The 20,644-nt window shown below is 67.8% G+C and carries 18 protein-coding genes and 1 tRNA gene; 12 read left to right on the forward strand and 7 right to left on the reverse strand.

What is annotated here, in order from left to right:
• Nucleotides 1–15: 15 nt before the first annotated feature.
• Nucleotides 16–1,944 (forward strand): FAD/NAD(P)-binding protein, encoded by a 1,929-nt coding sequence (locus tag LDO86_RS03475; protein ID WP_224084272.1) that lies wholly within the window; start codon nt 16–18, stop codon nt 1,942–1,944.
• 93 nt (nt 1,945–2,037) lie between these two features.
• On the opposite strand, the gene LDO86_RS03480 is transcribed toward LDO86_RS03475, so the two are convergent.
• A tRNA-Ser gene (locus tag LDO86_RS03480) sits at nt 2,038–2,125 on the reverse strand.
• Nucleotides 2,126–2,233: 108 nt separating this feature from the next.
• Here LDO86_RS03480 and LDO86_RS03485 point away from each other — a divergent pair.
• The 10 genes from LDO86_RS03485 (at nt 2,234) to LDO86_RS03530 (ending at nt 12,781) form a co-directional block, all read left to right on the forward strand.
• Nucleotides 2,234–3,217, forward strand: a complete 984-nt coding sequence (locus LDO86_RS03485; protein WP_224084273.1) for an NAD(P)H-quinone oxidoreductase — start codon at nt 2,234–2,236, stop codon at nt 3,215–3,217.
• 123 nt (nt 3,218–3,340) lie between these two features.
• Entirely contained in the window at nt 3,341–3,946 is a 606-nt protein-coding gene (locus tag LDO86_RS03490; protein WP_224084274.1) for a PadR family transcriptional regulator, read from the forward strand.
• Complete coding sequence (locus LDO86_RS03495; protein WP_224084275.1) at nt 3,943–4,680, forward strand: ABC transporter ATP-binding protein; 738 nt, start codon at nt 3,943–3,945, stop codon at nt 4,678–4,680. The genes LDO86_RS03490 and LDO86_RS03495 overlap by 4 nt, the downstream gene beginning before the upstream one ends.
• Nucleotides 4,680–7,544: a hypothetical protein gene (locus tag LDO86_RS03500; RefSeq protein ID WP_224084276.1), complete on the forward strand. Its 2,865-nt coding sequence runs from the start codon at nt 4,680–4,682 to the stop codon at nt 7,542–7,544. Before LDO86_RS03495 ends, LDO86_RS03500 begins: the two co-directional genes overlap by 1 nt.
• Before the next feature lie 93 nt (nt 7,545–7,637).
• The gene (locus LDO86_RS03505) at nt 7,638–7,922 is read left to right on the forward strand and encodes a DUF1540 domain-containing protein (RefSeq protein WP_018771212.1); all 285 of its coding nucleotides are present in this window, start codon (nt 7,638–7,640) and stop codon (nt 7,920–7,922) included.
• A gap of 226 nt (nt 7,923–8,148) precedes the next feature.
• Nucleotides 8,149–10,446: a carbon starvation CstA family protein gene (locus LDO86_RS03510; protein WP_056389249.1), complete on the forward strand. Its 2,298-nt coding sequence runs from the start codon at nt 8,149–8,151 to the stop codon at nt 10,444–10,446.
• Nucleotides 10,446–10,649: a YbdD/YjiX family protein gene (locus LDO86_RS03515; protein WP_144600285.1), complete on the forward strand. Its 204-nt coding sequence runs from the start codon at nt 10,446–10,448 to the stop codon at nt 10,647–10,649. Before LDO86_RS03510 ends, LDO86_RS03515 begins: the two co-directional genes overlap by 1 nt.
• 91 nt (nt 10,650–10,740) lie before the next feature.
• Nucleotides 10,741–11,367 (forward strand): bacterial proteasome activator family protein, encoded by a 627-nt coding sequence (locus LDO86_RS03520; RefSeq protein WP_018771209.1) that lies wholly within the window; start codon nt 10,741–10,743, stop codon nt 11,365–11,367.
• 7 nt (nt 11,368–11,374) lie between these two features.
• The gene (locus LDO86_RS03525; protein WP_018771208.1) at nt 11,375–11,818 is read left to right on the forward strand and encodes a hypothetical protein; all 444 of its coding nucleotides are present in this window, start codon (nt 11,375–11,377) and stop codon (nt 11,816–11,818) included.
• A gap of 117 nt (nt 11,819–11,935) precedes the next feature.
• Nucleotides 11,936–12,781 carry an aldo/keto reductase gene (locus LDO86_RS03530; RefSeq protein WP_224084277.1) on the forward strand — a complete coding sequence of 282 codons (846 nt, stop codon included), beginning with the start codon at nt 11,936–11,938 and terminating at the stop codon, nt 12,779–12,781.
• Nucleotides 12,782–12,999: 218 nt separating this feature from the next.
• On the opposite strand, the gene LDO86_RS03535 is transcribed toward LDO86_RS03530, so the two are convergent.
• The 3 genes from LDO86_RS03535 to LDO86_RS03545 all read right to left on the reverse strand — a co-directional run bounded on the left by LDO86_RS03535 (nt 13,000) and on the right by LDO86_RS03545 (nt 15,444).
• Entirely contained in the window at nt 13,000–13,185 is a 186-nt protein-coding gene (locus LDO86_RS03535) for a hypothetical protein (protein WP_018771206.1), read from the reverse strand.
• Nucleotides 13,186–13,285: 100 nt separating this feature from the next.
• Entirely contained in the window at nt 13,286–14,377 is a 1,092-nt protein-coding gene (locus tag LDO86_RS03540; protein WP_134165819.1) for a hypothetical protein, read from the reverse strand.
• A gap of 62 nt (nt 14,378–14,439) precedes the next feature.
• Nucleotides 14,440–15,444 (reverse strand): hypothetical protein, encoded by a 1,005-nt coding sequence (locus tag LDO86_RS03545; protein ID WP_224084278.1) that lies wholly within the window; start codon nt 15,442–15,444, stop codon nt 14,440–14,442.
• A gap of 122 nt (nt 15,445–15,566) precedes the next feature.
• Here LDO86_RS03545 and LDO86_RS03550 point away from each other — a divergent pair, with 122 nt between their 5' ends.
• Nucleotides 15,567–16,808, forward strand: coding sequence for an NAD(P)/FAD-dependent oxidoreductase (locus LDO86_RS03550; RefSeq protein ID WP_018771203.1), 1,242 nt, complete (start codon nt 15,567–15,569; stop codon nt 16,806–16,808).
• Between the two features lie 110 nt (nt 16,809–16,918).
• Here the strand turns inward: LDO86_RS03550 and LDO86_RS03555 are convergent, their stop codons facing one another.
• The 3 genes from LDO86_RS03555 to LDO86_RS03565 all read right to left on the reverse strand — a co-directional run bounded on the left by LDO86_RS03555 (nt 16,919) and on the right by LDO86_RS03565 (nt 20,262).
• Entirely contained in the window at nt 16,919–17,860 is a 942-nt protein-coding gene (locus LDO86_RS03555; RefSeq protein ID WP_224084279.1) for a polysaccharide deacetylase family protein, read from the reverse strand.
• Nucleotides 17,857–18,003 carry a hypothetical protein gene (locus LDO86_RS03560; protein WP_186447769.1) on the reverse strand — a complete coding sequence of 49 codons (147 nt, stop codon included), beginning with the start codon at nt 18,001–18,003 and terminating at the stop codon, nt 17,857–17,859. Before LDO86_RS03560 ends, LDO86_RS03555 begins: the two co-directional genes overlap by 4 nt.
• 282 nt (nt 18,004–18,285) lie before the next feature.
• Nucleotides 18,286–20,262 carry an amino acid transporter gene (locus LDO86_RS03565; protein WP_224084280.1) on the reverse strand — a complete coding sequence of 659 codons (1,977 nt, stop codon included), beginning with the start codon at nt 20,260–20,262 and terminating at the stop codon, nt 18,286–18,288.
• Nucleotides 20,263–20,644: the final 382 nt, after the last annotated feature.

A 20,644-nucleotide genomic window follows, 5' to 3' on the forward strand; every position in this document is an offset into this window, starting at 1 on the left:
CGTACGCTGGATGCCGTGGAATTATCGCAGAGCAACCGGGCCGTCATCATCGGCGGCGGCCCCCGTGGCACCAGCGTGCTCGAGCGGCTGCTCGCCCACGCCGCCGCGGCCGGAGGCCCTGCACAGCTGCACATCGACGTGGTTGACCCCTACCCGGCGGGCCCGGGGCACGTGTGGCAGCCCGGCCAGTCACGGCTGTTCCTCATGAATACGCAATCCTTCTACCCCACGCTGGTTCCCCAGGAACCGTCGCTGCCGGCGCCCGTGGCCGGCACCACGTTCGACCAGTGGCGTGCCCGGCAGCAGCGGGATCCGTTGCCGGCCCTCACCGGTGAGGAGCGGGCGGAACTGGCGGTGCTGGGGTCCAATGACTTCCCCAGCCGCGCCCTGTACGGCCGCTACCTGAAGTGCATGCTGGAGGAGCTGCTGGCCAAAGCTCCCGACGGCGTCACGGTCGAATTCCACGAAACGTCGGCTGTGTCCGTGCGTCCGGTGGGGGACGGAATGTTCGACGTCGGCCTGGCCGCCGGGGCTGCCCTCCGCGCCAACGCAGTGGTGCTCGCCCTGGGGCACATCCCGTCCCGGCTGAATCCGGAACAGCGCGGCCTGCACGCCGCGGCCGAGCAGCTGGGCCTGCAGTACTTTCCCCCTGCCGTGCCCGCAGACGTGGACTGGACACGGATTCCCGCGGGGAAACCCGTGCTGGTCCGCGGGATGGGCCTGAACTTCTTCGACACGATGGGGCAACTCACCGAAGGCCGCGGCGGAAAGTTCGTGTCCGCGGGAAGCCGCCTGGAGTACGAACCGTCCGGCCAGGAACCGCTGATCATCGCGGCGTCCCGGCGCGGAACCCCCTACCGTGCAAAAGCAGCCCTCAACGGCTATTACGCCACCTCCATCACGCTCCGCTACCTCACCGAAGCCGCCCTGGAGCGGCTGGCCAAGGCCGGAATCCGGCCCTCGTTCGACCACGACCTGTGGCCCCTGCTGCACCGCGATGCCCTCTGGGCGTACTACGCAACCCTGGTGCGCTCGCAGCCGGGGGCTGTCCCCGATGCGGCGGCTTTCCTGGCAGCGCTGGAGGAAGCCCTGCAGCCGCACGCCCACAGCGCCGCCAACTGGGAAGACGCCGTGGAAAGCGTCCTGGCCGTCCACGTTGGTCCGCGGCACCGGCTGGACCTACCGGGCCTCGCGGCCCCCTTGGCGGGGCGCTCCTTCGCGTCCCGGCGTGAGCACGATGCCGCCGTGGTGGAGTTCCTGCTGGACGATGCACGCCGGTCCGCGCTCGGCGAGGACGACCCCGTCAAGATGGCCATCGGCGCCCTGCACCACGGGCGGGCCCTCCTCAAGACGGCGGTGGCCGACGGCGGCATCACCGATGAATCATGGGTCGCCGGGCTGCGCGGCTGGTTTGAATCCTTCGTGGAAGGCCTTGCCAGCGGGCCGCCGGCGCTGCGCGCCGAACAGCTCGCCGCACTGGCCAGGGCAGGGGTGGTCAGCTTCGTTGGACCGGACCCCAAGTTCGGCGTGGACCGGCAGTCCGCGATGTTCACGGCTTCCTCGCCGTGGGTTGCCGGTCCGCCGGTCCTGGCACGGACCATGGTGGAGGCCCTTGCGCCGGGCAACAGGGTGTCGGCCAATGATTCGCCGGTCCTGGAGCAGATGCTGTCCGATGGGCTGGTGCGTCCACGGCTCATGATGACCGCAGAAGGTGCCCCCGTCGAGTCCACGGGCCTGGACGTGGAGCCCCACCCGTACCGCCCACTTGCCTCCAACGGGTCCGTGACGGAAAACCTGTACGTGCTGGGCCTCCAGTTGTCCTCCACCCAGTGGGGCACGGCCATCGCGGCCGAAGCCCTCCAGCCGGGCAGCCCCGCCTACCGCAGCGGCCAGCGCACCCTCAGGGATGCAGATGAGATCGCGGCAGCCATCCTGCGACGCTGACCCGAACGCCCTGTCACGCTTGACCGGTAAGACAGCAGCGCCCAAAACACAAAACCCCTGGCGGCCGGTGCCGGCTGCCAGGGGTTTCCAGTGCGGAAGGTAAGAGATTCGAACTCTTGGTACGGGGTTACCGCACACTGGTTTTCAAGACCAGCTCCTTCGGCCGCTCGGACAACCTTCCTCAGCTAGTAGTGTTTCATAGGCACTTGCCTGCAACAAAACAGGAGCGGGAAGGTGCCCGGTGCACACTTGTTGCAGCCAGGATTTGAGTCAGGAACGGGAGAGGTCCATGAAAGCCGTCTACATATCGGAACCGGGCGGCCCGGAAGTGCTGGAAGTCCGGGACGTGGATGCGCCGGTGCCTGGCCAGGGCGAAGTGCTCATTGACGTGGTGGCTGCGGGCCTGAACCGGGCCGATGTCCAGCAGCGCCGGGGTTTCTACCCGCCGCCTCCCGGTGCCTCCGAGATCCCCGGGCTGGAAGTTTCGGGCCGGATCGCAGGCTTTGGCCCCGGCGTCAGCAAGCCATTTTCGTTGGGGGACAAGGTGGTGGCCCTGCTGGCCGGCGGCGGCTATGCCCAGCAGGTGGCGGTTCCGGCCGAGCAGGTACTGCGGGTGCCGGACGGGGTGGACCTGGTCACAGCGGCCTCGCTGCCGGAAGTGGCCGCAACGGTCTATTCGAACCTGATCATGACGGCGCAGCTGCAGCCGGGGGAGACCGTCCTCATCCACGGCGCCACCGGCGGGATCGGCACCATGGCCATCCAGCTTGCCAAGGCCTTTGGCGCCAAGGTGGCCACGACTGCCGGCACTGACGAGAAGGTGGGCACCGCCAAGGCGTTCCTTGGTGCTGACATCGCCATCAACTACGCCGAGGAGGACTTCCCGGAGAGCCTGCGGCGGCAGAACGATGGCTACGGGGCGGACGTCATCCTGGACGTGGTGGGGGCCAAGTACCTCAAGCAGAACGTGGAGGCCCTGGCCGACTACGGGCGCCTGGTGGTGATCGGCCTGCAAGGCGGCACCAAGGGGGAGCTGGACCTGGGCCTGTTGCTGAAGAAGCGGGCAGCCGTGGTGGCCACCGCCCTGCGGCCCCGGCCGGTAGCCGAAAAGGGTGCCATCATGACTGCGGTGCGGGACGCCGTGTGGCCGCTGGTGGCTGACGGCCGGATCCGTCCGCTGGTCGCCAAGACCTTCCCGCTGCACCAGGTAGCGGCAGCCCACCGCTATTTCGACAGCGGCGACCACGTGGGCAAGGTCCTCCTGGTCATGTAGGAACCCCCGATTGCATACCCGGTATTGCGCCGGGGCGTCAGTCGGGGCTAGGCTGCCTATACGCGGTATGCACGGGTCTTGGGGGCTCGTGCATACCGGTTGGAACCAGCCCGGGGGAGCACAATGTCCATTCGCCACAGCCTCCTTGCCCTGTTGCAGGACCAGCCGCGCTACGGCTACCAGCTGCGGGTCGAGTTCGAGAACCGCACCGGGGCCACGTGGCCGCTGAACATCGGGCAGGTGTACACCACGCTTGACCGGCTGGAGCGCGATGCCCTGGTGGCTAAGGAGGGCGACGACGGCGAAGGGCACGTGGTGTACAGCATCACCCCTGCCGGCAAGGACGAGGTGCGGAACTGGTTTTCCGCCCCCGTGGAGCGGAACAGCCCACCACGCAACGAGCTCGCCATCAAGCTTGCGCTCGCCGTTACCCTGCCCGGGGTCGATGTCCAGGCCATCATCCAGGCCCAGCGGGTGGCGTCCATCCGCGCCCTGCAGGACTACACCAGGGCGCGCCGCGATACGGCGGCAAACCAGCGGGCCACGGATACTGCCTGGCTGTTGGTGCTCGATTCACTGATCTTCCAGACCGAAGCGGAAGTCCGCTGGCTGGACCTTTGCGAGGCCAGGATGGTCCAGCAGGCGCAGGCCACGGCGGCAAGTGGAGCCCGGAAAGCCTCCAACGGGGCCACGGAAGACACCCCGCTCAACGCGGACATCCGCCGGTGAGCGTGCAGGGGCCGCAGCAGGTCGTTGAACTCGCCAGGGTGGGAAGGACTTTCGGGCACGGCGCGACGGCGGTCGCCGCCCTCCGCGACGTTGACCTCACCATTTCAGCAGGGGAGTTCGTCGCGGTCATGGGCCCGTCGGGCTCCGGCAAGTCCTCCCTGCTGGCCATTGCCGGCGGACTGGACCGGCCGACGTCGGGCGCTGTCTACGTTGAGTCCACGCCGCTGGCCGGGCTGGGCCTGAACGAACTGGCCCGGCTGCGCCGCCGGGCCGTGGGGTACGTCTTCCAGGACTTCAACCTGGTTCCCACGCTGACCGCCGCGGAGAACGTGGCGCTGCCGCTGGAACTGGACGGAACTTCCACCAGGAAAGCGCACCGGCAGGCCGCCGATGCGCTGCGGCAAGTGGGGATTCCCGAACTGGCGGACCGGTTCATGGACCAGATGTCCGGCGGCCAGCAGCAGCGCGTCGCGATCGCCAGGGCCATCGTGGGCCAGCGGCGGCTGATCCTGGCCGATGAACCCACAGGTGCATTGGATTCGACAACGGGCCAAGGGGTCATGGAGGTCCTGCGGGCCCGTGCCGACGCCGGAGCGGCCGTCATGCTCGTCACCCACGAAGCCAGGCACGCCGCCTGGGCGGACCGCGTGGTTTTCCTTCGGGACGGGCGGATCATCGACCAGGCCGCCGCCATGCACGATCCCACCATGCTGCTCACCCAGGCCGGTCTCTGATGCCGGTGGACCTTGCTCCGGAGCCCACAAGCCGCCGGAGCAGCCTTCGGGTTGCCCTGCGGCTGGCGCGCCGGGACATCACCCGCCACAAGGGGCGGTCCCTCCTCATCATCCTGCTCATCATGCTGCCCGTGGCCGGGATGACGGGTGCCGCCACCCTCTACCAGAGCTCACAGCGGACGCCGGGTGAAATCGTCACCTACGAACTGGGAAGCACCCAGGCCAGGTTCAGCGTCCTGCCCGTTCCCAGCGCGGACTCCCTCCAGGACCCGCTCAATGACGGTGTGGTCGCCTCCAGCACCGGCCGGTTCGATCCTGAATTCCGGCGGACCGACCCGCTTGACGCCTTTCCCGCGGGCTACGATGTGCTGCCGCAGCGCCTGCTCCAGCTGACCACCGGCGTGGGGGAAGCACTTGTTTCGCTGCAGGGCCGCGAAGTGGATGCCCTCAATCCGGCCTTCACCGGAAAGTTCAGCCTCCTGGCGGGCCGGGCCCCGCGCGACGGCACGGAGGTGCTGGCGTCGCCCGGGCTGATGACGCGCTTCCACCTCACTTTCGGACAGGAATTTACGACGTCGGCAGGCACCTTCGTGCCGGTGGGCACCATTCGCGATGCCGGCCTCCCGGACGGCACCAGCTTCCTGTACCTGCAGGCAGGACAGGTACCCTCTGACCTTGCCAGGGGACCGCAGACCCGCCAGTCCGTGTCCTACTACCTGGTGGGTCCGGAGCCGGTCACCTGGCCGCAGGTCATGGAAGCCAACAGTAAAGGCGTGGGCGTGCTGTCCCGCAGCGTGGTGCTGGACCCGCCGTCCCGGGAGGAACGGACCGTTGCCGGTTCCGTGCCCCGGGATGATTCCACGGAAGCGGTGGCCGTCTACGCCGGCTTCGGCCTGATCGGCGCCCTGGCGCTGCTGGAGGTGGGCCTGCTGGCCGGTGCTGCCTTCGCCGTGGGCGCCAGGCAGCAGGTGCGTGGGCTGGCACTGCTGGCATCCTCGGGTGCGGAAGGCCCCGCCATCCGCGCTGTTGTCACCGCGGGTGGACTCTGGCTGGGCGGAGTTGCCGTTGCCGCCGGAGCCGCGGTGGGGCTGGGAGCCGCTGCCGTCGTCGTCCACGTGGTCCGGTTGCACGGCTCGGCACGGCTGGCAGGGCTGCATCCGGATTTCCTGCTGACACTCGCCGCCATGGCCATGGGGCTGGCATCCTGCACCATCGCGGCGATGGTACCTGCCCGCCAGGTTTCCCGTCAGGCGGTGCTGGGTGCCCTCAAAGCCGGCCGGGCACCCTCCGCGAAGCCGCGGCGGGCACCCCTGGCCGGCGCCGGGGTGCTGGTACTCGCTGCCGGGCTGTTGGCGGCGGGCTGGCTGTTGGGACGGTCCACCAACGATCCGGACCGGCTGGCGGAGCAACTGCCGCTGGTGGTCACGGTGCTCATCCTCGGCGCCGTGCTGGCGGTTGTTGCCCTGGTGCTGCTGACCGGCTGGCTGGTCCTCCGCCTGACCTCCCGCATCCAGTGGATGCCGCTGTCACTCCGGATGGCGGCCCGTGATTCGGCCCGGAACCGCGGGCGCAGCGTTCCCGCTGTGGCCGCGGTACTCGCCGCCGCCACCCTGGCAAGCGCCGCCCTGGTGCTCTCCGCCAGCCAGCAGGCAGGGATGCGGGAATCACATTACTGGGGCGCCCTGGAAAACCAGGCGTACCTGCCGCTGGTGGTGGACCCGCCGGCGTCGGCCGATGGCAGCAGGAAGCCGGCCGTCCGGGTGGATGTCCCTAAGCTCTCCTCTGCGGTGGCAGATGCCCTTGGCACCGTCGAATCGACGCACGTGATCACGGCGCCGGAGGGCCTGCGCAACTGCCCCGAGGGCCCGGCTGATCCCGGACTGCCGGCGCGCACGGATACGTCAAACTGCCTGCTGTTTTCGCTTGCCAGGCCGCAGGCAAATGAATGCCCTAGGACTCCCAAGGGAAGGGTGTTGGACCCGGGCGACTGGCGGTGCCGCGGTTCCATGGTCAGCGAACAACCGTCCGGCCGGGCCATCCTGGTGGGCGGCGGCGAGGAGATCCGGGCGGCGCTGGGCCGCAGCGCCACCGCCGAGGCAACGGCGGTGCTGGACGCCGGCGGGATGGTGGTGACCAACCCGGTGTTCGTCAGTGATGGAAGGGTACTGCTCGAGGGAAAGGACGTACGGACCCAAGAGCCGGCATCCTCGGGGCCGGGCACCGTCCCCTCAACCGTCAGGAGCGACTCCCTTGCCGCGGCAGTGCTTGAACCGGCTGTCCCGGTGCCCTACTACGGCGTTGTCTCGCCGGAAACCGCCGAACGCCTGGACCTCCGCGCGGCCCCGGCCGGACTGCTCGTGCAGCTCTCTGCCTACCCCTCCGAGGCTGAGGCAGATGCGGCCTCCGCTGCGGCCGCCGCCGTCTACGGGCAGCCGGGCATGACTTTCCAGGCGGAACCGGGCGTTTCGCAGGTAAGCCAGTGGATCACCTGGTCCATCGTGGCCGCGGCTGCGCTGATCACCTTCAGCGCGGCGGGCATTACGACAGGACTCTCCATGGCTGATGCCCGGAAGGACCATGCGGTCCTCGCCGGCGTCGGGGCCTCGCCAAGGCTGCGCAAGGCCCTTGCCGGGTCGCAGGGACTGTTCACCAGCGGCGTTGGAGCCGTTCTGGGGACGCTGGCAGGAACGGTGCCCGCGGTCCTGCTGGTCCTTTCCACGGACATGCGGACAGCCCTCGAGGTTCCCTGGCTGCACCTGTCCGCGCTGCTGGTGGCAGTGCCCTTGACGGCGGCAGCGCTCGCCTGGGCCTTCACCCGGTCCGGGCTGCCCCTGTCCAGGCGCAGCCTGGCGGAGGGGCATTAGGTCAAAGTATTGGGTCTTTTTGATCACCGGGATCAGGCCTACCGTAGGTGCACGAGCCGCCCGCCCGGGCGGTGGAACTTACGGAGGAACTTCATGACGACCCATGTTGCCGACTGCAGTGTCACCCGTTGTTCATTCAACGACCATGAAGGCTGCACCGCCCATGCCATCACCGTGGGGGGAAGCCAGGACCACGCATCCTGCGCCACGTTCATCGAGACCGGCATCCACGGCGGCCTGCCCAAGGTCCTCGCCGACGTGGGAGCCTGCCAGCGGGCCGAGTGCGTCCACAATGACCACCTGATGTGCAACGCCCCGGAGGTGCACGTCGGGCCGGGAGCCGACAACGCTGACTGCCTCACCTACGCCCACGCCTGACCGTCCCTGCCGCCATGCGAAGGGCGAAGGCTCCCGTCCGGAATCCGGACGGGAGCCTTCGCTTTTGCCGCAGCCCGCCGTCGTACGTCCGTCACCGCTCATTCAGCGCCGGACTGCCGCCGCTCGCCGCACAGGCCGGCGCCGCGCCGCCGTCGGACCCTTTTGGCAGGATCGGCGTTGGTAGGGTGCCCAGTAGCAAACGAGGGAAAACTCTCAAGGAGGAGACATGGCCGGAATGCCTGACCAGCGGAACAACGGATCCCGGGCGGAGGGCGGGTTGGCGACTGACCCGAATCTTCCCCCGCCCGCTGTGGACGAGGCACGGCTCGACGCCGAAGACCGGAGGTGGACGCCAGGCAAGATCGCGCTCTGGGCAGCAATCGCCCTCCTCGGCGGGGTGGCCTGGTTCATGCTGGCGATCGTCCGCGGGGAAACCGTCAATGCCATCTGGTTCGTCTTTGCCTCCGTCTGCACCTACCTCATCGGGTACCGCTTCTACTCGAAGGTGATCGAGCGCTACATCACCAAGCCTGACGACCGGCGCGCCACCCCTGCCGAATACAAGGCAGACGGCAAGGACTACGTCCGCACCGACCGCAACGTCCTGTTCGGCCACCACTTCGCCGCCATTGCCGGCGCCGGCCCGCTGGTGGGGCCGGTCATCGCGGCGCAGATGGGCTACCTGCCCGGCACCATCTGGATCATCCTCGGCGTCGTCCTTGCCGGGGCCGTCCAGGACTACCTGGTCATGTTCTTCTCCATGCGCCGCGGCGGCCGGTCGCTGGGCCAGATGGCCCGCGAGGAACTTGGCGTCATCGGCGGCACGGCCGCCCTCATCGCCACCCTGCTCATCATGGTGATCATCGTGGCCATCCTGGCGCTCGTCGTCGTTAATGCCCTGGGCGAAAGCCCGTGGGGCGTGTTCTCGGTGGGCATGACCATCCCCATCGCCCTGTTCATGGGTGTCTACCTCCGTTACCTGCGCCCCGGCAAGGTCATGGAGGTCTCGATCATCGGCTTCGTCCTCCTGATGGCGGCCATCATCGGCGGCGGCCTGGTGGCGCAGACCCAATGGGGCGCCACCGTGTTCCACCTGGACAAGGTCACCATCGCCTGGGGCCTGATCGTTTACGGCTTCATTGCTGCGATCCTGCCCGTATGGCTGCTCCTGGCTCCGCGCGACTACCTCTCCACCTTCATGAAGATCGGCGTGATCGTGATGCTCGCGCTGGCGATCATCGTGGTCCGGCCCGAAATCACCGTCCCGGCCTTCAGCGAATTCGCCGGCCGCGAGAACGGGCCCGTGTTCTCCGGCGCACTGTTCCCCTTCCTGTTCGTGACCATCGCCTGTGGTGCGCTGTCCGGTTTCCACGCCCTGATCTCGTCCGGCACCACCCCCAAACTGGTGGAGAAGGAACGGCAGACCCGGTACATCGGCTACGGCGGCATGCTGATGGAATCCTTCGTGGCCATCATGGCGCTGGTAGCAGCCATCTCGATCGACCGCGGCCTCTACTTCGCCATGAATGCCCCCACGGCGCTGACGGGCGGCACCGTGGAAACGGCAGCCACCTGGGTCAACGGCCTGGGCCTGAGCGGCGTCAACATCACCCCCGGCCTGCTCAGCGAAACCGCCGCCAACGTTGGGGAGCAGAGCATCGTCTCCCGCACCGGCGGCGCACCCACGCTGGCCGTCGGGCTGGCGCACATCATGCAGCAGTTCATCGGCGGGACGGCCATGATGGCGTTCTGGTACCACTTCGCCATCATGTTCGAGGCGCTCTTCATCCTCACCGCCGTGGATGCCGGCACCCGCGTTGCACGTTTCATGCTGCAGGACTCGATCGGCAACTTCGTCCCCAAGTTCAAGGAAGCCTCCTGGCGGCCCGGGGCCTGGCTCTGCACGGCCATCATGGTGGCTGCCTGGGGTGCCGTGCTGCTGATGGGCGTGACCGATCCGCTGGGCGGCATCAACACCCTGTTCCCGCTGTTCGGCATCGCCAACCAGCTCCTGGCCGCCATCGCGCTGGCTGTATGCCTGGCCATCGTCGCCAAGCGCGGCACCTTCAAGTACCTGTGGATCGTTGCCCTGCCGCTGGCCTTCGCCGCCGTGGTCACCATCACCGCCAGCTACCTGAAGATCTTCTCGCCCGTCCCTGCCGTGGGGTACTTCGCGAACAACGCCGCCTTCAGCAAGGCGCTGGCGGACGGCAAGACCGAGTTCGGTACCGCCAAGACCGTGGCCGCCATGGAAGCTGTGGTCCGCAACACGGCCATCCAGGGCTGGCTGTCCGTGATCTTCGTGGTGCTGAGCATCATCGTGATTGCCACGGCGGTGCTGGCCACGGTCAAGGCATTCCGTGACAGGGCGGCCGGCACTGCCACCACGGACAACGAGGACCCGGCGGTTCCCTCGCGCGTCTTCGCCCCCGCCGGACTGGTGCCGACGACGGCCGAACGTGAGTTGGCAGCCGAGTGGGACAGGGTGCCCGCAGACGCACGGCTTGAACGGGCCAGGCACTGATGGGCGCCGGTGTGGCTTTGGTGGCCAATGGCTTCCGCGGGTTCGCCCGCTACCTGGGCGGCGTCATGGGCGCGGACGCCTACACCAAGTACCTCGAGCACCACAGGGCAGCCGGGCACCAGGAGGAGCCCCTCAGCGAACGCGAGTTTTGGCGGGACCGTACGGACCGCCAGGACAACAACCCGCAGGGCAGGTGCTGCTGATTGGGCCTGCTGATTGAGCCGGCAGCGGACAAACCCGCCACAGGCGTTCACGGGTGGACTCCGGGCGGATGGGCCGTGAGAGTATGAACGCATGAGCGATCCCAACGACACTCAGGCAGCTGAGGACCTCCCGGTAGAAGGCACTCCCGTTGACGACACCCAGGACCCCGTGCAGATTCCGTCCGCCGCGGACGGCAAGCCCAGGGGCAGCAGCCTGCAGGATCTGGTGGACGAGCCTGCCAAGGTGATGCGGATCGGCACCATGATCCGCCAGCTTCTCGAAGAGGTGAAGTCCGCGCCGCTTGACGACGCTGCTCGGGGCCGGCTGGCCGCCATCCACGCCCGCTCCATCAAGGAGCTGGAGGACGGGCTTGCGCCGGAGCTGGTGGCAGAACTGGACAGGATCAACCTGCCCTTCTCGGACGACGCCACGCCCTCCGACGCCGAGCTCCGGATCGCCCAGGCGCAGCTGGTGGGTTGGCTTGAGGGCTTGTTCCACGGGATCCAGACCGCCATCGCGGCGCAGAACGCCGCCCGCGAACACGCCGCCGCGCAGCTGCAGCTGCGTCAGCTGCCGCCAGGCACCATGATTGCGCCCGGCGTCGTCATCGGCGAAAACGGCGAGCCGCAGCGCGCCCCGGCCGGAGCACGGCCGGGGGCGCAGGCACGGCCCAACCAGCGTGACGAACCGGACCACGGTCCCGGGCAGTACCTGTAGGCTCCGCTTGGGCTTTTTCAGCGCCGCACGGCAGGGGCGCAAGGATGATGTTGAACTGGGCAAGGGGTTGTGGCGCCGCGCGCACGACCGCTTCCAGCGGGGACTTGACCGCTTCCACCAGGTGCTCGAAGGGGTGGAGGACGACCAGCTGTACGGGGAACTGGTGGATATCGCCAACGAACTGGCCGGCCTCCTGCAGCGTGTCCGGACGGTATGCATGGAAGCGCAGCGGCGTGCGCCCAGTGACGGCCTGGACATCCCGGCCGGCCTTGCGGACGTCCACAGGTCCCTCTCCAAGGCGGGCAATTCGCTGGCCACCACGGCTGAGGCGGCGGCAATGTTGAGGCTCGCCGTGGGGCCGGTACCGGTTGGTGCGGTGTCGGTCCGGCGCCGGGCTGAGGCGGTGTTCCAGCAGGTGAACGACGCCGAGAGGCAGCTTCGCGGGGAGTAGCTGGACCGGTGCCGCGCAAATATTCCCGGTTTGGGACGTAAATATCGCGGTTACGCGCGTGGCTGACATTGAACCAAACGGGAGCCTGAAGCGGGGGACGTTTGGCAGGATGAAGAAATGACTTCTTCACCTACCTTGACTTTCAACGACGGAAACACGATCCCCCAGCTCGGCTATGGTGTGTGGCAGGTTGAGGACGGCGTGGCTGAAAAGGTTGTCCGCCAGGCCTTCGAAGCCGGCTTCCGGCACATCGACACGGCGAAGATCTACGGCAACGAGGCAGGCGTTGGCCGTGCAATCGCCGGCTCCGGCCTGTCACCGGAACAGATCTTCATCACCACCAAGCTGTGGAACGCGGACCAGGGGTACGAATCCACCCTCGCCGCCTTCGAGGAATCCATGGACCGGCTTGGCCTCGAAACGCTGGACCTCTACCTGATCCACTGGATGCAGCCCAAGCAGGACAAATACGTGGACACGTGGAAGGCGCTGATCGAACTCCAGAAGCGCGGCCGGGTCAAGTCCATCGGTGTCTCCAACTTCACCGCCGAGGGCCTGCAGCGCCTGATCGATGAAACCGGAGTGGTTCCGGCCATCCACCAGATTGAACTGCACCCCTACTTCAGCCAGCGTGAACTGCGGGAATTTGGAGCAGTAAAAGGCATCCTGACCCAGGCATGGTCCCCGTTGGGCCAGGGCGGGGAACTGCTGCAGGACCCTGTTGTTGCGTCGATCGCTGCCAAGCACCAGGCGACTCCCGCCCAGGTGGTCATTGCGTGGCACCTGGCCATCGGCAACGTGGTCATCCCCAAGTCCGTGACTGAGTCCCGCATCAAGGAGAACTTCGCGGCACTCGAGGTTTCCCTGGACGCCGGGGACGTTGAAGCCATCAACAACCTGGACCGCACCGCCGGCGGCGAGGGCCGCATCGGACCCGATCCCGCGGTCTCCGACTTCGCGTAACCCGCGACCGGCGGTGCCGGCCCAACCGGCCGGGGACCTCCGCCGAACCAACGTCAGCCCGTGCTGCCGGCAACCGCCAGGCAGCGCGGGCTGACGGCTTTAATGCGAGGCTGGCGCCCGTAACCGGCGTGGCTGTCCTGCCTGGTTTGCACCCTGGTTGGCGGAGCTGGGCCGCGGCTGGCCTGGGCAGTGGACCGCGGGGTTTTTGGCTGAACCGGTCAGGCGGCGATTCGGACGTGCTCCACGGTGACGGCGTCCACCACGGCCCAGCTGTCTTCGCCGTGGCAGTGCCGGGAGGCGAAGCGCTCGGCCTCTTCGAGGGTGTCAAAATACTCGGAGCGGGCCCGGCCGCAGTCGGCGTCGAAGTACGTTACGTGAAATTCCTGTACGGCTTGGTTTTCCATAAATCCAGTGTGCAACCGGGGTCTGACATTCACCGGAAGCAGCGCCGCGTGTTGTTGGGATTTGCCAACCCGGCTGAAGCCAGGCCGCGCACCTGGCGGGCTAAAGGGCCCGTGGATCCGGGACTGCGGCGCCGGTGGCCCGCACCTTCAGCACGAGTGCGGCCACGGACAGCATTGCCAGCCCGCTCCATGTGAGGGTTCCGCTCCATATCTCGGGCGGGAAGCTGAGCGCCCGGTCGTGAAGCGCCACAGTAGCGAAATAGGGGGCCCAGAAGACGACAGGTGAGAGGCCTGCCGCGGTCAGGAGCCGCGCGGGACTGTCCGGGACCGGCCGCGCCACCGCCCACACCACTCCTACCAGGAGTGAACCGGCCAGGGCAGCCGGCAACAGCCAGGCATCCCGAAGGGCCACCATGATCTGCAGGGCTGCGGAGGGGACCAGCACCATCGCCGCCGGCACCAGGGCCGGCAGCCGCCACCGCAGCGACAGCAACAGGATGGGAACGAAGAGCACGAACGTCGAGACCAGGAATGTCGCCAAGGAGACCATGATGCTCGACGACGTTGGACCCGTCACCGCCGGCTGGGTCCCGGCGGGGCCGGAGTACGTCTGGATGAGGCCATGGCGGGAGAAGACCGCAAACTCCTGCAGGATGAAAGCTGCAACCATGCCGGCGAGCATCGCGCTCACGAACGCCGGCACCAGCCGGGCCCACGGCCGGGCAGGTGAGTGCCACGCTGCCGAGAAAGGTGCACCAAGAATGAGGAAGCCGCCGGTAGCCAGACCCAGGTGGGACGGGCTGAACAGGGCGCTGATGTTCTGCTCAATGCCGAACACCGAATGCCAGGCGAAGTCGCCCAGCCCGGAAGCAAGGAAGAGGAGTACGCCGGCGGCGGCTGCCCCATAGCCGGCAGGGACTGCTTCCCGCCACCTCGTCCCCGGGGCGTGCCGGCGCCAGGTCAAGGCGCCGATCCAGAGGGCGCAGGCGGCGAAGCCTGAGTAGAGGATCGCGTGCCACGGTGTGAAGAACGTCTCCAGGCCGCGGAGGTTGTTGTGCGCCCAGCCGTCAACGTAGGTCCCCGTGAGGAGCCAGACGCCGGCCGCGAGGGTGACGGCGTCTTCCACGGCCGTGGTGGGACGGTGAACCGATACCGGCGGGATCGCAAAGGCGTGTGCTGCTGCGGCGTCCATAGCTCCACAGTAGGTCCCGCCGATGCCCGGGGCGAGAGGGCATGCCAAGTAGTTGGCGCCCCTCAGGTGCTGGCCAGGCGGAGTACGCGTTCCTGTGCCAGCATGGCCGTGCGGCTGGCTTTGTCGGCCGCCCGGACCGCCTGTTTCGCTTCTGCGGTGGTGGCGGCGAGCCGCTTCCGGGAACGGTCCAGGCTTTCCTCGGCGGCCTTGAGCCGGTTTCGAAGCTCAGCCGTTTCCTGCTGCAGTAACGCGATTTCCGCACGTGTCTGCTCCTCCCGGTCCTGCAGCTCGCCCGCGAGCCGGGAGGCCTCTTCTTCAGCGGCCTGGGCCTCGGCCAGCGCGGCCCTGGCCCTTTCCAGCGCCGGCGGCGAGGCCGGCCGGGGAGTCTGCCTCACTGCCTCAAGCCGGGGCTTGGCGGGCTTTGGCTGGGTGTGGTGCTCCGCCGTCGTGCGTGTCTTTGCCGCTGTTGCCTTTGGCCCCGCTGCCTGCGCCTCCGTTTTCGTCTTTGGAGCCGGGGGAGCACTTGCGCGGGCGGTGGCCGGCGCGGCCGGGAGCAGCCCGGGGAGGGCCACTGCCCCGTCCAGGTCGACGTCGTTGATGCCGTCGGCTGACAGGACTTTCAGCAGCCGGCCGCTGCCCACCGCAGCCGCCGCACGCTCGTCTGCCGTCAGTGCCCGCAGGGTCTCCTCAACGTCGGCGGCCATCGCGTCGCTGATGGAGCGGCCCTGCTCCTGGGCCACAGACCGGGCAGCGTCGACGGCGTCAGCCAGCATGGTGCGGCGCTCCCGGCCCAGTTCGCGCAGGGCGGGCGCATCCAGCGAGTTCTGCGCTGCCCGCATGCGCTCGCCAAGTCCGCGAAGCGCGGCCAGCACGTCCGGCCGGTGCCGTGCCAGCATGTTGAGCGCCCACGCGGCGACGGATGGTTTCGGCAGGGCGCGGACCGCTGCCCCCAGTTCCTTGTCCTGCCGCCCGGCGTCCTTCGCAGCGGCGGTCCTGGCCGCTATGAAGTCGTCCAGCGTCCCGCCGTACAGCCTGTCCGCAATGTCCGCCAGGGCTTCGTCTTCCATGCCGCCATCTTAGGTGCCGTGCTCCCGCCGGCGTCCGGTCCCGGCGGGCGCCGGACGCCGGCCGCCCTGCCAGTGGCCTCGGCACTCTGTTACTCATCGGCCCGGAGGGGTAAGTTGCACGAATGGACGATTCATACCAGGTCATCGTGGTTGGCGGCGGATTCGCCGGAAAGACGGCGGCTGAGGAGTTGGGCCGCAAGGGCGTCCGGGTGCTGTTGCTCGATGCCAACAATTACCAGCAGTTCCAGCCGCTCCTGTACCAGGTGGCTGCATCCCAGATTGGCGTCTCGGCGGTCACCCGGCCGCTCAGGTCGGAGTTCCGCAAGGTCAACAATGTCCGCGTCCTCACCGCGGAGGTGACGTCTATCGATGCGGCCAACCGCACCGTCACCACCGCAGACGGCTCCAGCTACCGGGCCAGGATCCTGGTCATCGCCACCGGGGCCGTACCGAACTTCTTCAACACCCCGGGCGCCGAAGAGCACGCCTACCCGCTGTACTCGGTGGCGGACGCAACGCGCCTGAGCGCCGCGATCACTGCTGTTTTGGACGAAGCTGACCGCGAGCCCGGGGCGGAAGCCGACGTGGTCGTGGTGGGCGGGGGTCCCACTGGTGTGGAAACTGCAGGCGCCTTGGCGGAGAACGTCAAATACATCGTGCCCAAATACTTCTCGCCGGGGCTGGCTGCCCGGTGCCATGTCCACCTGGTGGATATGGTTCCGAACGTCCTCGCCGCGTTCTCCGAAAAGTCGCAGGCGTATGCGCGGGACCGCCTGACCAAGCTGGGCGTACAGCTGCACATGGGCCAGCCTGTTGGTGAGGTCCGCCCGGACGGCGTGACCCTCAAGGACGGCACCGTTATTCCCGGCCGGGTGGTGGTGTGGGCCGGTGGCCTCCAGGCCGGCCGGATCATTACCGGGTCCGGCCTGAAACAGGGCAAGGGCGGCAGGGTGGACGTGCAGGCCGATCTGACAGTCCCTGATTTTGACGGCGTGTACGTGCTGGGGGACTCCGCCAACATCACCGATGCCACTGGAAACAAACTGCCGCAGCTCGGGTCGGTTGCGCAGCAATCAGGCAAGTGGGCGGCCCGCAATATCTATGCAGACCTTACCGGCGGTGTGCGCCAGCCTTTCCGGTACTGGGACAAGGGGTATATGGCCATGGTGGGACGCGGCGCAGCGGTCGCGGAGCTGGGGCGCCGCCGCCTGCAACTGCAGGGCCCACTGGCGTTCGTGTCCTGGCTGGCGGTCCACCTGGCCCTGCTGCCCGGATTCCAGCAGAAAGTCAGGGCGCTGTTCTCCTGGGCCAACGGCTACGTCACCCACAGCCCGGCCCAGGTGGTGGTGGGCAGGCCGGATTAGTTCCCGGCGAAACCCGGAAGGTGGCGCCCGCCATCGCGCATCGACGGGGTCCTGCGTTCGCTAACGTATGGATCAGCACCTACCCGGCCGGCGGAGCTCCGGAGGCATGCTCAGGGCAGATGGGTGAAGGAGATTCCTGCTGCCAGCAGCTTGTCCACCGCCTGCTTCACGCCTTCCGCCGTTCCGCCGCTGGGGTGGTTTCCATGGCAGATGACCACGTCTCCGGCCCGGGCCTTTCCCACTTCTTTGGCGACGACGGCGGCGGGATAGGTGGCGCCGCCGTCGCCATTGATGCTGAAGCCTGCCGGCTTCACGCCCAAGGTATTCAGGATGTCCACGGCGATGTCATCCATGTACGCGGTGCCCGGGCGGAAGTACCGGGGACGCTTGCCGGTGATGCCGGCCAGGACGCCGTCGTTGGGTACGACCTCGTCATAGACTTCCCCCGCGTTCCTGGTGCCCGGGATGCCGTAGGCCGTGTTGCCGGCGGTGGACAACGGCTTATGGGACGTCCCGTGGTTGGCGATCTCAAAGAGCGGATCCGCTGCCAGCTGACGGGCCGTGGCCGGGTTGGCTGTGATCCACCGCGAATTCAGGAACAGCGTTGCCGGGACGTGCCGTTGGCGCAGGGTATCAATCAGCACCTGATCGTAACCGCTGCCGCCGGGACCGCCGCAAAAGTCGAAGGTGAGGGCGATGCCCTGTGATCCGGGCGGCAGCCGCGTCAGGACGCCGGGTGCCTCCAGGCCCCAGTAGTGGGCCTGGCGCTTCGCATAGGTGTCGATGATCTGTGCCCGGGCGGGCACGGTGCCTGCAGGCGTCCTGGATGCCGGCCCGTCGCCGTCGGAGCCGGTATGCGACAGCGGCGCGGAGCCGTCCGCCGGACCGTTGGCGGTGTCCGCGGACGTGTCCTGTGCCGCGGAAGGGTGCCCTGGTTGCGGCTGCAGGTCGGGCACGGCGGCCGACAACGTCAGCACGGCTGCCAGGAGGATGGTCCTGCGGGCGGGTCCTTTCCCGTCCTGGTTCATGTGCCGGGGTGCGTGCTGGTTCACCCCTGGGATCCCCCCAACGCCGCGAAGTGGGCGCTTGTCCTGCCCCGCCGGGCCGGGCCTCCGGGGGTGTACGGCAGGAGGTGGCCGAAGCTGCTTGCATGTGCCGCGGCGCGCGGAACAGCAGCCTGGAAGCGGGTGGTCATGTGGGGAGGATACCTTGGCTTTCTTGCCGTTCCCTGAACCTCGCACTGCACCCGGGGTGGCGGGCGTAATAAAGTGCGGATCCGGGCCCGGCGGTGGCAGCTCAGCGTCCCGGTTCGGGGCAGGCCGTTCCTAAGTTCCCTTCCCTGGGCGGCCCGGACAGGAGCGGTTGTCGGGGCGGCCCTGAAGGTAGCTGACCAGGTTCGGCGGCCGGTAGGGGACGCCGGAGCGCCCCCTTCACGTTCAATCCTGCGGACACCGGCTTGGCCTCCGCGCCGCGCTCGTCAGCCGACGTGAATGCCTGGCCTTGCCGCCTGGTCGGGTTCAATCTCGCGGAGGATCTCCCGCACCAGCGGCGGGGTGTCACCCTGCCCGAGGAAAAGATAACGCATCAGGTGCGCCACCGGGCTTCCCTCGGACCACTCGAAATAGCACTGCGGTTTCACGCCGGTGGAGTTCCGCATCGCCAGCAGGACCGCCGCGATGGCATTTGGCACGGCCGGGGACTTCACCCTAAGCACCCGGTAGTCCTCGACTTCAAGACCTTCGACCCGGAGCGTGTGCGTGAAGTCCGACGGGTCGGAGATCTCGACCTCGAGAAAGATAACGTCGGCTGGGCCCGGAACCGGGTTCAGCCCCCGCTGTTCGTACTCCTTCTCGGCGTACTCAGCCTTGTCACCGCTTTGCTTCTTGTTGGCGATGATGTGCAGCTCGCCGTCGAAGGCAATCGAGTCTGTGATGAACTGGCGGGCGGCCTCATCGAATTCAATGGTGTCCACGCGCAGTTCGGTGGAGCGGGTGACCCGCGAGATGAGCGAGACCGCGATGATCCCGGCGATGAAGAACGCCGAGATGACGATCCCGTCCGGTTTTTCGAGGACGTTGTCGCCCAGGGCGTACAGCAGGATCAGGGTCAGGATGCCGAAGCCGACGGCCCCGGCCCTGCTCCGGCGCCGGAGGGCCGAGACCGTGACGGCGACCGCCCCGGAGACCATCATGGCCAGGATCCCGGTGGCGTACGCGCCGGCCTGAGCGTTCACGTCAGCGCGGAACGCGATGGTGATGCCGATGCTCAGGACGGTGTAGACCAACACCACGGGGCGGACCGCGCGGGCCCATTCCGGTGCCATTCCGTAGGCGGGCAGGTACCGCGGCACGATGTTGATCAGCCCTGCCATGGCGGACGCGCCGGCGAACCAGAGGATCAGGGCGCTGGAGATGTCGTAGACGGTACCGAACCCGGCTCCGAACAGGTCGTGGGCGAGGAACGCGAGGGCGCGTCCGTTGGCCTGTCCACCCTCCTCGAATTCCTTGGCGGGGATCATGACCGTAGTGATGAAGCTGGTGGACATGAGGTAGACGCTCATGATGAGGGCGGCCGTGGTGAGCAGCTTGCGGGTGTTTTTGACCCGGGAGGCCATCGCTTCCTCGGGTGTGCGTCCCGTGGCCTTGATCAGCGGCATCATGGAGACGCCGGTTTCGAAGCCGGACAGGCCCAGGACCAGCAGCGGGAAGGCGATGATGGCAGGGCTGACCAGCCCGATCGGGCCGCCGCCGCTGGAGAACAGCCGGTCGGTCCAGCCGCTGACCAGCGACGGATCCGCGGCCAGGTGGAGGAACCCAGCCACCACAACGGCGGCATTGAGGAGCAGGTAGATGGCCACCAGGGGGATCGCCACACCTACAGCTTCGTTGAAGCCGAGCAGGAACACCCCGCCGAGGATCAGAAGCAGAATCACGGTGATGATGACGGCGCTGCCCTTGAGGGCCTCGGGGATGAGCGGGTTCTCGAGCAGGTGGACGGTCGCGTCAGCGCCGGAGAGGGTGATCGTGATGATCCAGGAGGTTGCGACGAAGCCCAGGAGCAGCAGGACGAAGAACTTGCCGCGCCAGAACGGCAGCAGCTTCTCCAACATTGCCACCGATCCTTGCCCGTGGGGGCTTTCCTGCGCGACCCTGCGGTACATGGGAAGCATCCCCAGCAACGTCAGGGCCACAATCAGCAACGTGGCCAGTGGGGAGAGGGCGCCGGCAGCCAGGGCGGCGATGCCTGGCAGGTAGGACAAGGTGGAGAAGTAGTCGACTCCGGTCAGGCACATGACCTTCCACCAGGCGTTGGGTTTATGGTCTTCCTTGGCCTCCGGGCCGGCGGGGGCCACCTGGTTGGCGAGCAGCCAGCGGACCAGGGGAGCCTGGTCCAGGCTTGAGTCCTGCTTCAGGGAGACCTGGGCCGGAACCGGGTGGTCAGAAGGGGGTGTCATTGAGGACTTTCTATTGATGACCAGGGTGGTCGGCGACGAATCGAAGCGCCCGAACGGGCCAATTCTAGTCCGGTTCCGTACGTGGAACTGGGGTTACGGGGCGTCCATTGGGCCTGTCCCACAGCGGCGGCGGCTGGTCCGGGACGGGTTGCGCAGTGTCGGTGATTGGCCCGCCGACCATGAGCAGATGGTCAGGTGTGGAGTTCGCGCCAAAGTCGCTGCAGCAGTTTTCGGGGAACGCCCCCGGTTCGTGCGAAGTAGGCGTAGAACGGCGCGTTGTGGTGGTTTCAGCGGCAGCTCGCTCCCGTCAATAGCCCTGGCGGACTGACGTCGAGGGCCTGCTTGGCGCACGTTCCGGGCGGCCAGCACTGTCTTTGGATCG

This window comes from Arthrobacter sp. StoSoilB19 (assembly GCF_019977275.1).
GTDB lineage: Bacteria > Actinomycetota > Actinomycetes > Actinomycetales > Micrococcaceae > Arthrobacter.